This is a genomic window from Bacillus sp. 3a, assembly GCF_017161885.1.
Taxonomy (GTDB): domain Bacteria; phylum Bacillota; class Bacilli; order Bacillales; family Bacillaceae; genus Bacillus; species Bacillus safensis.
In genome coordinates this window covers 271,169-285,024 of the sequence record NZ_CP067376.1, presented here as the reverse complement: position 1 = coordinate 285,024, position 13,856 = coordinate 271,169, and the positions used below count along the sequence as shown (strand labels likewise).

Here is a 13,856-nt window from a genome sequence, read left to right as displayed (position 1 = left end):
CCCTCCTATTTGATCTGTTTCCCTTTCAAGTTGAGGCCATAGCCGAATGGGTAAAGGGTTTGATTTGGATGAGTGACAGATGGGATATCAACTGGCAGTTTCCCTTTAGGTGATGCAGCTCCAAATATCACTTCTAGTCCAGCAGGAATATTTGGCTGATTGAATTGTCCGTTTGAGTAGCCTTTAAAACCGTACACAGCTAGTAAGGCATCGGCTTCTTCAAAATTTGCCGCATCATAAGGATTTCTAAGGCTCATGATGACCATTTTTTTGTTTTGTGCTGCTGCTTCTTTCATGACAGCACGAGGGAAGGCAGTAGCCCATTTTTTCGGATCCTGGACATTGTCATCAATTACGCCATCATTCACAGCTGGATCATTTTGGACAACGTAAGAGCCAGTGATGACATAGTCAGCTTCTTGAATCAGTTTGGCTGTATCTTTGGTGAACGTTTTATCCGCAAAAGCATATGACTGGATGCGTACAGGCTTGATCTTTTTTTGTTTCACGAGAGATTCGACTGTGACAGACATTGCTTTTGTCTGATCTTCGTAAGGTGCCATGACCACGATTTTGTCATTCTTTTTAGGCTTGAAAGGTAAGGTCTTTTTGTTGTTTTTAAGCAGGGTGATTCCTTCACGTGCCATTTTTTGTTCTGCTTTAAGGTGCGACTTTTTCCCGACGACTTGAGTGGCTTTTTTGATTTTTTTCTCAAGACTGATTGGTTTTTTGGAGGAAATAATGCCGCGTTTGATTTTCAATTGAAGAATTTTTTCGACAGATTCGTTAATCTGAGATATCGGAATCTCTTTCTTTAAAATCGCTTGTTTGACAGCATTGAATACATTCTCAAGGTTTTTCTCTGTTTTTAATGAGGTGACTGGTGCTGGCATGAGAGCGATGTCGACACCTGCTTTAATGGCCATCACTACGGCTTCTTCCTGTCCGAAATTATCTGCAATCGCTTTCATGTTTAGAGCGTCTGTCACAACAACACCGTGAAAGCCCATCTCTTCTTTTAATAAGTTTGTGATGACTTTTTTTGATAAGGTTGCTGGAACCATGATGTCCTCGCCATCTTTTTTGCTTCGATACGTTGTGTCATCAATGGCAGGAAATTGCACATGAGCGGTCATGACCATATCTGCACCAGCATTGATTGCTTGTTGGAACGGATACAGCTCAACCCTTTTTAAACGATCTAGGTCATGCTCTACGAGCGGCAAGCCGTAGTGACTATCGACGGCTGTATCACCATGTCCCGGGAAATGTTTTAGTGTGGAAATGGTCTTTTCCTTTTGAAGTCCTTTCATGGTTTGAAGGCCAAGTCTAGAGACAAGAGCAGGATCAGAGCTAAAGGAACGGACACCAATGACGGGGTTGTTTGGGTTATTATTCACATCAAGCACAGGAGAGAAGTTTGTATTGATGCCTAAGGCGTTTAATTCTTTTCCGATGATTTTTCCTGTGTCATATGCATTTTTTTTACTTCTAGAGGCACCAATCGACATATTTCCTGGGAAATGTGTTCCCTTTTGTAACCTTGTGACGATTCCGCCTTCTTGATCAATGGAAATGAGTAAAGGAATGTTTGGTGATGCTTTTTGAAATTCATGGGTGAGTTTCACGGTTTGTTCCGTATCAACGACATTTTCGGCAAACAAGATGACACCGCCTAGATGATATTTTTCTACAAGATGAGATACTTCGTTATTCATCTTTGTGAAGCCTGTAGGTGTGGATTCATCTTTTGTTTGCCAATTGCGAAAGTCCGGCATGAGCATTTGACCTATCTTTTCATCCAGTGACATGTCTTGAACCATTTGTTTAGCGGTTGGCAGAGAGGCAGAGCTAACCTTTTCCGTTGGAATGGAAGAGGTTAGCAGGGCTAAAACCAGTGCAGCGGGGAAGAGAGCTTTCAACATCGAATTCCTCCTTTTACTGAAAAGATTCGTAGATTGCGGTCATGATGCTTCCATAAGTACCAGTTGGGAACAGGTCGCCTTCAAATTGATTAGGATTTGTTTCTGGTGAAACAACGGGTGAATGTTTCTTATTCGTCAGCAACACGACACCTAAATTGTGTTTAGGATCAATCAATGTCATTGTGCCGGTCCAGCCAGTATGCCCAAAGGCTTCGTTACTTGCATATTTTCCAAACATCCATTCCATGTCAGTATGACCGTTTTTTCGCCAGCCTAGCCCGTAAGTTGGGTTCGTATCAGATGAGGCTGTAAAGAGATCGATAGAAGCCTGATCAAAAATGGTTGTTTTTCCATAGCCGCCTTTATTAAGCATCAGCTGAAGCAGCACGGCCATATCTGAGGTGTTCGAGAAAAGTCCAGCGTGGCCGGAGATACCTGCCATTGAGTAATATGCTTTCTCGTCGTGTACTTCACCTAGCAGGGTGTACCGTCGGATGTTTTCAAAATCGATGACACCGTCTCGTGAATTACCTAAACATTCAGTTGCTGCAAAATGCTTCGGCTTGAACCCTTTTTGCAGCGGATTGAACATGGTATGTTTGAGACCTAGCGGCCGATAAATTGTTGACTCGACATATTGATCAAGAGGCATGCCTGTTTTCTTCTCGATGATCATGCCTAGCAGCATGTAATCAATGTCACTATAAATGTGCTGGGTACCTGGCTTGTATTGCAGCGGTACCTTTGGCAGCCATTTCATCGTTGTTTTTCTGTCTTGAGAATAAAAAGAGCCAGCTGATTCTTTGCTATAAAATAAGACACTGGAAGGGAGACCCGCAGAATGGGTGAGAAGATCTTTTACCCGAAGCTGGTCTTTACCGGTTACCTTTGCATCAGGTTCATCCTGAAAATCTGGAAGGATGGTCTGTATTTTTTCGTTGACATCAAGTTTTTTCTCGTAGACAAGCTTTTGCAGGGCATAGTTGGTCGCATACATTTTTGTATTGGATGCCAAATCGAATAGTGTATCTTTTTTCATTTTTTTATACGATTTGAGTTCTGTTGTGCCATCATATTTTTGCCGGTAGCCATAGGCTTTTTGATGGACGATCTTTCCGTCCTTAATAATGATGAGAGCGGCTCCTGGAAATCCTGCTTTGATGTCATTTTGAATCATTTGATCAACCTTCCTCAGCTGCCTGGAAGAAACACCTACTTGTTCCGGTCGTTTTGCTTTTTTTAAGACGGGATATTCTTCATGAGCTGTTTTAGACAAAGACGATACAGGATGGGAGCTAGTTGCAAATGTTTGTACTGGTAACCCAAGGAGCATGAGCAGACATGTGATCAAAAGAAAACATTTCTTCAAGGTCTAGACCTCCTTATTGATTGTGATCCTCGAATTCAACAGCCATATCATCATGAAATCCAAATAAGTATGTGAAGAAAAATCCAGCAACATATGCGATAAATAGTCCAATTAAGTAAAGAAGCATTTGATGTGTGTGAACAATAAAGGTTAATGGAAGACCGGATACTCCGATGGCTTTCGTCGCAATTTGGAAGTAGGCTTGAAATGCGCCGCCGATTCCTGCACCAAGACAAGCGGTGAGAAATGGTCGTCCCAGCGGGAGTGTGACACCAAAAATGAGTGGTTCGCCAATGCCCAGCATCCCTGAAGGAAGTCCACCAGCAATGGCTCTTTTGAGCTTTTTCTTTTTTGTTTTCATATAAATGGCGAATGCAGCGCCTACCTGTCCTGCACCGCCCATAGCGAGAATTGGCAGAAGCGGGTCATCTCCAATTGAATTGATGAGTTCCATATGAATCGGTGTCAGCCCTTGGTGAAGTCCTGTTACAACAAGTGGGAGGAAGGTAGCACCAAGAACAAATCCTGCGAAAATTCCGCCCATATTCAATAGATAAGTCAGTCCTGAGGTGATGGCATCAGATATAAATCCGCCGACTGGCATGAAGACAACGTACGTGAAAATACCTGTAATGAGTAGTGTGATGGTTGGTGTGACGATGATATCAAGTGATTGCGGGACGAAGCGTCTAATTCGGGTTTCCACAAGTGCCATAAAGATGGCGGCTAGAAGAACACCGATGAGTCCGCCTCTGCCTGGTAGAATGTTTGTGCCAAATAACATAATGTCTGCGGAGGCTGGGTTAATAATAAGGATACCAGCTAATGCGCCTAATGCAGGAGAGCCTCCAAATTCCTTTGCGGCATTTGTCCCGACTAATATCCCGAGATAAGCGAAAAGGCCAGAACCGATAACCGTTAAAATAATCGCAGCTTGAGATTTTTCGTCAAGCCAGCCTGCTTGCACGATTGCTTTTGTTATCCCGGTAATCAGACCTGAGGCAACTAGTGCCGGAATGATTGGGATGAAAATGCTGGCAATCCGACGTAAGAACAGCTTGAACGGGGTGCGGTTCTTTTGTGAAATGGCTTGCTTGTTTTTTTGTGCTTCGTTGTTTAAATCATAAGAGCCAGAGGCATTTAGCAGCTCTTCAAACGCACTTGATACTTGGTTGACAACGCCAGTGCCTAAAATGATTTGAAGCGTTTCTGCTTCGACGACGCCAATGACGCCATCGAGTTCTTTGATTGCTGTGACGTGAACTTTTTCATTGTCCATCGGTGTAATTCGGAGCCTTGTCATACAATGTGTATGGGAAGAGATATTTTCAGAACCACCACAGAGTGAAAGAATGTCTTTCGCCAACTGCTGATATTTCTTTTGATGACTCATGTTGAATCCCCCTTTGATTTTCGTTTCATGGAGCGGATGGCATGCCTTGTTTTGTCAATATATTGGGCTGTCTCTTCATATTGACGAGAAGCTAAACTGAGGAACAAGACATCAATTAAGTAGAGCTGTGCCATTCTAGAGGAAGTGGCAGCACTGCGAAAAGGTGCTTCATTGGAACCGGACGTCGATAGGTGAACATCACATAAGGCAGAAACGCTTGTATGACCTGGATGTGTTAAAGCAATGGTTTTCACTTGATTGTCTTTTGCGAGCTGAAGGGCTTGAATGATGTCTAACGTTTCTCCTGAAAAGGAGATCCCAAACACAATGTCATTCTCTCCTGCATTTGCGATGACGGTGGAGGCAATGTGCATGTCAGTGAAGGCTGTTGCTGCATAGTTAATTCTGAGAAATTTCTGCTGGGCATCAGCTGCGACGATGCCAGATGCACCAACACCGATAAAATGAATTTGGTTTGCATGCAGCAGTAATTGAACAGCCTTTTCTAAAGCATCTGCATTTAAAATAGAAGCGGTGTCCTTAATCGATTGAATCGAGTTTCCTGCTGTTTTTTGAATAATGGATTGAAGCGGTTCATCTTGTTCGATATCTCTGTAGCCTTGTTTATCGTCATGCATCAAGTCTCCAGCGATCCGCATTTTTAAATCTTGATAGCCCTCCAGCCCGAGAGATTTACAAAGACGGATGACAGCAGAGCTGCTTGCGCCGGCTTCCTGACTGATTTCGTGTACTGTACTTTTAATGACTTTGTCTGGATGGGCAAGGATATAGTCTGCAATGATTTTTTCAGATTGGGGAAGCTTTGATTTGATTGTGTGTAGTAGGGTAAGTCCACCTGCTGACATGAGCTCTGCCTCCTTTAGGATTGATAACGTGAGATCGCTTTGTCAATATGGCCATTCGTTTTGTTAAGTAAATCTTTGGCTGTTTTCTTATCTGTGTTTGTTTGAAGCATGACGATGGCAGTTTTGACTTCTAAGTCTGCTGCTTCAAGAGTCTTCACGGCTTGTTCGTAGGAAGCATTTGTCACATGTTGAATGATGGTGATGGCGCGTTCTTTTAATTTATGATTGCTGACTTTTACATCAACCATCAGGTTTTCATATACTTTGCCTTGTCTGATCATGACTGAGGTGGAAAGCATATTTAAAATCATTTTATGAGCGGATGCTGCTTTCATTCTTGTTGACCCAGTGATGGCTTCTGGTCCTACAATAACCTCAATGGCGCAATCTGCAAGCTCGCTAATTTCTGCTTGTTCATTGCAGCTGAGTGCTACTGTTTTAGCTCCAATTGACTTTGCGTAGTTTAAAGCGCCGATGATATAAGGTGTCCTGCCGCTTGCGGCAATACCGACGACTGTATCTTTTGATGTCAGGTGGATGTGTACTAAATCCTGTTTGCCGGCATCTTCACTGTCTTCCACGTCTTCGGCAGCTTGAGAAAAAGCTGAGTCTCCGCCTGCCATGATGCCAACAATGACATCAGGTGAGACGCTATAGGTTGGCGGACATTCGACAGCATCCATTACGCCAATTCTGCCGCTTGTTCCGGCGCCTAAATAAACGAGTCGGCCTCCATTTGAGATGGATTCATAAGCAAAGTCACTTGCTGTTTTGACATGTGGAAGTACAAGGTTGACTGCTTGAGCGACCTTCATATCTTCTTCATTGATCATCTGGAGTATTTCAAGCGGATCTGCTTGAGAAATTCCCATTGTGTTTGGGTTTCTTGATTCTGTTGTCAAAGAACGCAGTTGAGATGGCTGCATGTGACATACCTCCTTATTTCTTCATTTTCAGTATATTGAGTATGATATGAAATTTCAATATTATATTTGGATATTGAAATTATATTTCAGTCAAATTGTTGAACGAATAGGGAGTAAATAGTTAGAAAATAAAAAAAATAAAAATCCCCTTTACAAAAGGGGGACAACCTGTATATAATAACTTTTGTCAGCTTCACGGAAACAACAAACTTGACAAACTGGCCCGTTGGTCAAGCGGTTAAGACACCGCCCTTTCACGGCGGTAACACGGGTTCGAATCCCGTACGGGTCACCATGATGTGGAGGATTAGCTCAGCTGGGAGAGCATCTGCCTTACAAGCAGAGGGTCGGCGGTTCGAGCCCGTCATCCTCCACCATATGCCGGTGTAGCTCAACTGGTAGAGCAACTGACTTGTAATCAGTAGGTTGGGGGTTCAAGTCCTCTTGCCGGCACTGTTTTTTCTTTATCAATTCCATATGTGGAGGGGTAGCGAAGTGGCTAAACGCGGCGGACTGTAAATCCGCTCCCTCCGGGTTCGGCGGTTCGAATCCGTCCCCCTCCACCATTTTTGGGCTATAGCCAAGCGGTAAGGCAACGGACTTTGACTCCGTCATGCGTTGGTTCGAATCCAGCTAGCCCAGTTAAGACACCTTTTTCAAAAAGGTGTCTTTTTTATGTTGGCAGAGGGACTGTATAACTATTCAAAATGTTGTCGAGTTGAGTCAGAAGGCATCAAGAAAGTAAAATATAAGCATGAACGGAAAGGGGATGTACATATGGGAGAGCAAAAGAAGGTCACGATTATTGGAGTTCCAATGGACTTGGGTCAAACGAGAAGGGGCGTCGATATGGGCCCGAGTGCGATTCGTTGTGCAGGCGTAAAAGAAAAATTGGAAACGCTCTCATTTGATGTAGAGGATCTTGGAGATATTCCAGTTGAACAAAGAGATGATGAGAAAGGTTTATATACAAGTGAAAAGCTGAAAAATTTGACGGAGAATGCTGGGGCAAATCAGCTGCTTGCTGAGAAGGTTGACAGTATTGTGCAATCTGGTTCGTTTCCGCTCATTTTAGGCGGTGATCACAGCATTGCGATTGGCACACTTGCTGGGGTAGCCAAGCATTATGAAAACTTAGGGGTCATTTGGTATGATGCACACGGGGATTTGAATACGGAGGAAACCTCTCCTTCTGGAAATATTCATGGCATGCCGCTTGCTGTCAGTCTCGGTTTTGGGCATGCTGATTTAACGAACATTGGCGGTTATTCGCCTAAATTGAAGCCTGAAAATGTCGTTATAATTGGTGCTCGATCTTTAGATGAAGGAGAGCGGGCATTGATTCGAGAGAAAGGCATTAAAGTGTATACGATGCATGAAATTGATCGTTTAGGGATGACAAGGGTGATGGAGGAAGCGATTGCGTATCTAAAGGAGAGAACAGATGGTGTCCATCTGTCGCTTGATTTAGATGGATTAGATCCAGCGGAATGCCCTGGTGTAGGTACTCCGGTAGCAGGGGGCATTAGTTACCGGGAGAGTCATCTCGCAATGGAGCTTTTAGAGGAGGCGGGTATTTTAACGTCTGCTGAATTTGTTGAAGTAAATCCAGTTTTAGATGAGAAAAACAAAACCGCTGAAGCGGCAGTTGCGTTAATTGGTTCATTAATGGGTGAAAAGCTATTGTAGAGCGGGACTTGTTCCCGTTCTTTTTTTGTTTTGGGAAAATTTAAGGATATGTTAAGGTTTTTACCGGTTGATAAGCGTAACACACTGTCAAAAATTTGTTACACTATTTTTTAGAGGAGAATGAAACCTTTTGGAAAGAGGTTCGTATACATAAAGACCGGTGAAGGCAGAGGTTGAATATACTATGGACACAATGATTAAAAAGAGAATTAAGCAAGTGAAAAAAGGCGACCAGAACGCATTTGCAGACATCGTAGACCTGTATAAAGACAAAATTTATCAGCTGTGCTACCGTATGCTTGGGAATGCACATGAAGCGGAGGATATTGCGCAGGAGGCTTTTATTCGTGCTTATGTGAATATCGAAAGCTTTGATGTGAATCGTAAGTTTTCCACGTGGCTGTACCGCATTGCAACCAACCTGACCATCGACCGTATTCGCAAAAAAAAGCCGGATTATTATTTAGATGCAGAGGTGGCAGGAACAGAAGGATTAAATATGTATTCTCAAATTGCTGCTGATGGCATTTTGCCAGAGGATGAGGTGGTGTCTCTTGAATTATCGAGTACCATTCAGCAAAAAATTTTAAGATTACCCGACAAATATCGTTCGGTCATCGTATTAAAGTATATTGATGAACTCTCGTTAAAAGAAATTAGTGAGATTCTGAATATACCAGTTGGTACGGTGAAAACGAGAATACACAGGGGTAGAGAGGCTCTCCGGAAACAGTTGAGAGACCTTTGAGTGAGGTGATTTTGATGAGCTGTCAGGATAGAATCGTCCAGCTTATGCATCAGTATTTAGACGGGGACATTGAGCCCCAAGACGAAAAAGAATTAAAAAGCCATCTGCAATCGTGTGAGGAGTGCCGTACTCATTTTCAACAAATTGAGAAATCCATCGCGCTAGTGCAGAGTACATCTCATATAGAAGCACCATCTGATTTCACTGCAAAGGTGATGGCAGGTCTTCCAAAGGAGAAAAAGCGTGTGTCGGTTCAAAGATGGATCAAAGCTCACCCGCTGATGGTAGCCGCTGCCCTCTTTCTCATTTTAATGGGAGGCAGTCTGTTTACGAGCTGGAATACCGATCATAATTTCAGTGTGTCAAAGCAGCCGAATCTCGTCGTTGAAAATGATACAGTGACCGTACCTAAAGGGGAAACCGTAAAGGGTGATGTCACTGTCAAAAATGGCAAGCTGATTGTAGAAGGCAAGGTTGATGGAAATGTCACCGTCGTCAATGGGGAACAGTTGACTGCTTCTGCCGGACAAGTCACTGGTCAAATTAATGAAATTAATGAAGTGTTTGATTGGATCTGGTACAAAATGAAATCAACAGCACAAAACGTAATGCGGGTCATTGGGCCAGAGGAGCAAAAGTAACTCAATCGGCTTAAAGAGCAGCCTCTAAGGGGGCTGCTCTTTTTCTATACATTAGTGGGATTCACGCATACTAGCAACTCAGCCAGATATGGCAACTATTTTCCTTGCTGAAACAAAATGTGGTATAATAGCCACGCTATGTATTGATACATAGGCTATTTTTATATTAAAAAATGCATCAAACGAAGAATAACTGAAAATTCTGGAGGACGAGGAAATGGCTTTAGGGGATATTCCTTTTTTGCAGTACCTCGGTAATGCTGTTGATATTCTCGTTGTTTGGTATGTGATATATAAATTAATGATGGTCATCCGCGGAACAAAAGCGGTTCAGCTTTTAAAGGGAATTGTGGTCATTGTTCTCGTCAGGATGGGAAGTGCGTATCTCGGTCTTAACACACTTCAATGGCTGATGGATCAAGCGATTACGTGGGGATTCCTTGCGATCATTATTATTTTTCAGCCAGAGCTAAGGAGAGCGCTTGAGCAGCTTGGGCGCGGCCGTTTCTTCTCAAGAAGCGGGACACCTGTAGAGGAACAGCAGCAGAAAACGATCGAGGCAATTACAAAAGCAATTAACTATATGGCGAAACGCAGAATCGGCGCGCTGCTGACAATTGAGCGCGATACCGGAATGAATGATTACATAGAGACAGGAATTCCTTTGAATGCAAAGGTGAGTTCAGAGCTGCTCATTAATATTTTCATTCCGAATACACCGCTTCATGACGGTGCTGTCATTATGAAGCGGGATGAGATTGCAGCTGCAGCTTGCTATTTACCGCTGTCAGAAAGCCCTTTTATCTCTAAGGAGCTGGGGACGCGTCATAGGGCGGCAGTCGGGATTAGTGAAGTGACAGACAGCTTAACTGTCATCGTTTCTGAGGAAACTGGCGGTATTTCTGTTGCAAGGAATGGTGATCTCCACCGAGAATTGACAGAAGAAGCGCTTGAAGAAATGCTGATTGCTGAATTTAGTAAGAACAGCAAAGATGCTTCCTCGACCAAATGGTATTGGAGGGGCAAGAAAAATGGATAAGGTTTTGAATAATCGCTGGGCCGTTAAGCTTCTTGCATTGGTCTTCGCTTTATTGCTGTATGGTGCAGTCAATTCAGCGCAAGCGCCCACGCCGAAAAAAATCGGTGAATCCTTTTTCCCAACATCGACGACAGATGAAGCAACTTTAACCGACATTCCTGTTAAAGCGTATTATGATGACGAGAAGTACGTCGTCACTGGTGTGCCGCAGACAGTCAATGTCACGATTAAAGGATCAACTAGTGCTGTGAAAACAGCAAGACAAACAAAGAATTTTGAAATTTACGCAGACATGCAGAACTTATCGACAGGTACACATAAAGTGGAGCTGAAGGCAAGAGATGTATCGAAGGGACTCACACTATCGATTAATCCATCTGTGACGACTGTGACGATACAAGAAAAAACGACAGCTGAATTTCCTGTTGAAACCGAGTTTTATAATCAAAATAAAATCAAAGACGGCTATTCACCTGAACAGCCCATTGTGAATCCGAAAAAGGTCACAGTTACTGGATCAAAGGACGTCATCGACAAAATTTCTGTCATTAAAGCTTTTGTGAACTTAGAAGATGTCGATCAGCAAATTGAAAAAGAGGCGAAGCTCACTGTGTATGATAGCAGCGGGAATGAGCTGCCAGTTGAAGTAAGTCCGTCCGTGGTGGATATTACGGTCCCAATCTCTAGTCCAAGCAAAAAGGTTCCTTTTAAAATTGAGCGGACGGGCAGCTTGCCAGAAGGGATCAGCATCTCAAGCATTGAGACAAGCCCGAGTGAGGTCACAGTGTACGGCTCTCAAAAGGTGCTGGATGCCCTTGATTTTATTGATGGCGTCAAGCTGGACCTAAGCAAGATCAAAGATGATACGGAGATTGATGCCGATATTCCCCTGCCAGATGGTGTGAAAAAGGTATCACCCGAAACCGTTAAGATCAAAGTGAAGGTTGCAACAGCTGAAGAAAAAAAGATCGATAATGTACCGATTTCTGTCGTGGGTTTGAGCAAGGATCTCACTTCTGATTTTGTGAGCCCCTCTTCTGGACGGCTCACGTTAACAGCAAAGGGATCAAAGAGTGCGATTGATAAACTAAAGGCTTCAGATGTTGAAGCCTATATCAATGCAGGGGACTTGAACGAAGGAACCCATGAGGTCAAAGTTCAAGTAAATGGTCCTCAAAATGTGACTTGGACATTATCGAGATCAAAGGTCAAAGTGAAACTCACTTCTACTGATACAGAGGATCAGCCGGCTTCGACGAATGATCGGAAGGATCAAAAAGATCAACAAGATGCATCAACTGATGACGATGATCAGGGTGAGAAGAGTAAAGAAGAATCCACGCAAGATAAAGCAAAGAAAGAATCGAGTCAAAGACAGCGGGTCAAAGAAGATAAAAAAGAGGACGAAGCGTCCTCTTGAATGGTAAAAAAGGAGCGATTGAAACATGGGCAAGTACTTTGGAACTGATGGTGTAAGGGGTGTAGCGAATAGCGAATTAACGCCAGAGCTCGCATTTAAAGTTGGGAGATTTGGCGGCTATGTGCTCACGAAGGATAAAGAACGTCCAAAGGTACTCGTTGGTCGAGACACACGTGTATCTGGTCATATGTTAGAAGGAGCGCTTGTTGCAGGCTTGCTTTCAATTGGAGCTGAAGTGATGCGTCTAGGTGTGATCTCAACACCTGGTGTGTCATATTTAACGAAGGCAATGGATGCTGAAGCGGGTGTCATGATTTCTGCTTCACACAATCCAGTTCAAGACAACGGTATTAAATTCTTCGGCGGTGACGGCTTTAAGCTGTCAGATGAACAGGAAAACGAAATTGAGCAGCTGATGGATCAGCCAGTCGATCAATTACCACGCCCAGTTGGAGCTGATCTTGGAACGGTGAACGACTACTTTGAAGGCGGTCAGAAATACTTGCAATTCTTAAAGCAGACAGCGGACGAGGATTTTACAGGTATTCACGTGGCGCTTGACTGTGCACACGGTGCAACCTCTTCTCTAGCGACACATTTATTTGCAGATTTAGATGCTGATGTGTCTACAATGGGAACATCTCCAAACGGATTGAATATCAATGATGGTGTAGGCTCCACTCATCCAGAAGCACTTTCTGCTTTTGTGAAGGAGAAGGGTGCAGATATTGGTCTTGCGTTTGATGGAGACGGTGACCGTTTAATTGCAGTCGATGAAAAAGGTGATATCGTAGACGGCGATCAAATTATGTACATATGTGCACGTTATTTGAAGGATGAAGGCCGATTAAAGGATGACACCGTCGTGTCAACGGTTATGAGTAACCTTGGTTTCTATAAAGCGCTTGAGAAGCAAGGCATTAAGAGCATTCAAACTGCTGTTGGTGACCGCTATGTGGTCGAAGCGATGAAAAAAGACGGCTATAATGTCGGCGGCGAGCAGTCAGGTCATTTGATTTTCCTTGATTATAATACGACAGGTGATGGCATGCTTTCTGCGATCATGCTTGTGAATACGCTCAAAGCGACAGGAAAAACATTATCAGAGCTTGCAGCGGAAATGGAAAAGTTCCCGCAGCTTTTAGTGAATGTGAAAGTGTCTGATAAATATAAAGTAGAAGAAAATGAAAAAGTAAAAGCGGTGATCCAAGAGGTCGAAAAAGAGATGAATGGTGACGGCCGTATCCTGGTTCGTCCATCGGGGACAGAGCCGCTTGTACGTGTCATGGCAGAGGCGAAAACAAAAGAGCTGTGTAATGAATATGTGGCTCGAATTACAGCTGTTGTGAAAGAAGAAATGGGTATTGAGTAATAGATGAAAGCAAACCGCTGCCAGCGGTTTGCTTTTTTTTGAATAAACGACATAATTGGATGGATCTATACGAATGATATAAGCGAGGGCAATTTGAAGCTGCCTTCATACATAGGAGAGCACATCGAAGGTAGAACGTGACAAGCCTCATCGCATATAGTGTATGGAGGTCTCACTTTCTCAAATGAAGGGGATCACCCGCTAAATTGTGATTGACGGAGGTCAGACCTTATAGTACAATCATCCTTGTGTTACTGGATTTTTATTCTATCAGGAAAGGCAGGGTAGATGTTCAGAAACTCTCTTATAATTATAGCGCCCGAACTAAGCGATCGGACGAAAGATGCTTAGTTGACGAGGATGGAGGTTATCGAATTTTCGGCGGATGCCTCCCGGCTGATCAAAAAAAGAGATCACAGCCGTAAGTGTTTCTTTAAACCAAAGAGGTGACTCTTTGTACAAAGGGAA

11 protein-coding genes and 5 tRNA genes are annotated in these 13,856 nt (G+C 43.4%); 11 read left to right on the top strand and 5 right to left on the bottom strand.

Annotated features, from left to right (window positions below; genetic code table 11):
* Window positions 1-5: 5 nt before the first annotated feature.
* From JJ692_RS01190 to murQ, 5 genes are read right to left on the bottom strand one after another with little or no spacing between them, the layout of a single operon-like run.
* Window positions 6-1,925: a glycoside hydrolase family 3 protein gene (locus tag JJ692_RS01190; RefSeq protein ID WP_034624411.1), complete on the bottom strand. Its 1,920-nt coding sequence runs from the start codon at window positions 1,923-1,925 to the stop codon at window positions 6-8.
* A 13-nt stretch (window positions 1,926-1,938) separates the two neighbouring features.
* Entirely contained in the window at window positions 1,939-3,294 is a 1,356-nt protein-coding gene (pbp4b, locus tag JJ692_RS01185; protein WP_206534140.1) for a penicillin binding protein PBP4B, read from the bottom strand.
* Between the two features lie 13 nt (window positions 3,295-3,307).
* Window positions 3,308-4,687, bottom strand: a complete 1,380-nt coding sequence (locus tag JJ692_RS01180) for a PTS transporter subunit EIIC (RefSeq protein ID WP_024424453.1) — start codon at window positions 4,685-4,687, stop codon at window positions 3,308-3,310.
* On the bottom strand, window positions 4,684-5,553 hold the full coding sequence (locus JJ692_RS01175; RefSeq protein ID WP_024424452.1) for a MurR/RpiR family transcriptional regulator: 870 nt from the start codon (window positions 5,551-5,553) through the stop codon (window positions 4,684-4,686). The genes JJ692_RS01180 and JJ692_RS01175 overlap by 4 nt, the downstream gene beginning before the upstream one ends.
* 14 nt (window positions 5,554-5,567) lie before the next feature.
* Entirely contained in the window at window positions 5,568-6,479 is a 912-nt protein-coding gene (murQ, locus tag JJ692_RS01170; protein ID WP_024424451.1) for an N-acetylmuramic acid 6-phosphate etherase, read from the bottom strand.
* A gap of 220 nt (window positions 6,480-6,699) precedes the next feature.
* Here murQ and JJ692_RS01165 point away from each other — a divergent pair.
* From JJ692_RS01165 to glmM, 11 genes are all read left to right on the top strand, one after another.
* A tRNA-Glu gene (locus JJ692_RS01165) sits at window positions 6,700-6,774 on the top strand.
* 6 nt (window positions 6,775-6,780) lie between these two features.
* Window positions 6,781-6,856: transfer RNA gene (locus JJ692_RS01160), tRNA-Val, on the top strand.
* Window positions 6,857-6,859: 3 nt separating this feature from the next.
* Window positions 6,860-6,932, top strand: a tRNA-Thr gene (locus JJ692_RS01155).
* 28 nt (window positions 6,933-6,960) lie between these two features.
* Window positions 6,961-7,045: transfer RNA gene (locus JJ692_RS01150), tRNA-Tyr, on the top strand.
* A gap of 4 nt (window positions 7,046-7,049) precedes the next feature.
* A tRNA-Gln gene (locus JJ692_RS01145) sits at window positions 7,050-7,121 on the top strand.
* Between the two features lie 135 nt (window positions 7,122-7,256).
* Window positions 7,257-8,168 (top strand): arginase, encoded by a 912-nt coding sequence (gene rocF, locus JJ692_RS01140; protein WP_024424450.1) that lies wholly within the window; start codon window positions 7,257-7,259, stop codon window positions 8,166-8,168.
* A gap of 184 nt (window positions 8,169-8,352) precedes the next feature.
* The gene (gene sigW / locus JJ692_RS01135) at window positions 8,353-8,916 is read left to right on the top strand and encodes an RNA polymerase sigma factor SigW (RefSeq protein ID WP_024424449.1); all 564 of its coding nucleotides are present in this window, start codon (window positions 8,353-8,355) and stop codon (window positions 8,914-8,916) included.
* Window positions 8,917-8,930: 14 nt separating this feature from the next.
* Window positions 8,931-9,557 carry an anti-sigma-W factor RsiW gene (gene rsiW / locus JJ692_RS01130; protein WP_024424448.1) on the top strand — a complete coding sequence of 209 codons (627 nt, stop codon included), beginning with the start codon at window positions 8,931-8,933 and terminating at the stop codon, window positions 9,555-9,557.
* A gap of 217 nt (window positions 9,558-9,774) precedes the next feature.
* Window positions 9,775-10,596, top strand: a complete 822-nt coding sequence (cdaA, locus tag JJ692_RS01125; protein ID WP_008344027.1) for a diadenylate cyclase CdaA — start codon at window positions 9,775-9,777, stop codon at window positions 10,594-10,596.
* A complete protein-coding gene (locus tag JJ692_RS01120; RefSeq protein ID WP_073203520.1) occupies window positions 10,589-12,016 on the top strand; it encodes a CdaR family protein in 1,428 nt (475 codons plus the stop codon). The genes cdaA and JJ692_RS01120 overlap by 8 nt, the downstream gene beginning before the upstream one ends.
* Before the next feature lie 25 nt (window positions 12,017-12,041).
* On the top strand, window positions 12,042-13,388 hold the full coding sequence (glmM, locus tag JJ692_RS01115; RefSeq protein ID WP_034284242.1) for a phosphoglucosamine mutase: 1,347 nt from the start codon (window positions 12,042-12,044) through the stop codon (window positions 13,386-13,388).
* Window positions 13,389-13,856 lie beyond the last annotated feature (468 nt).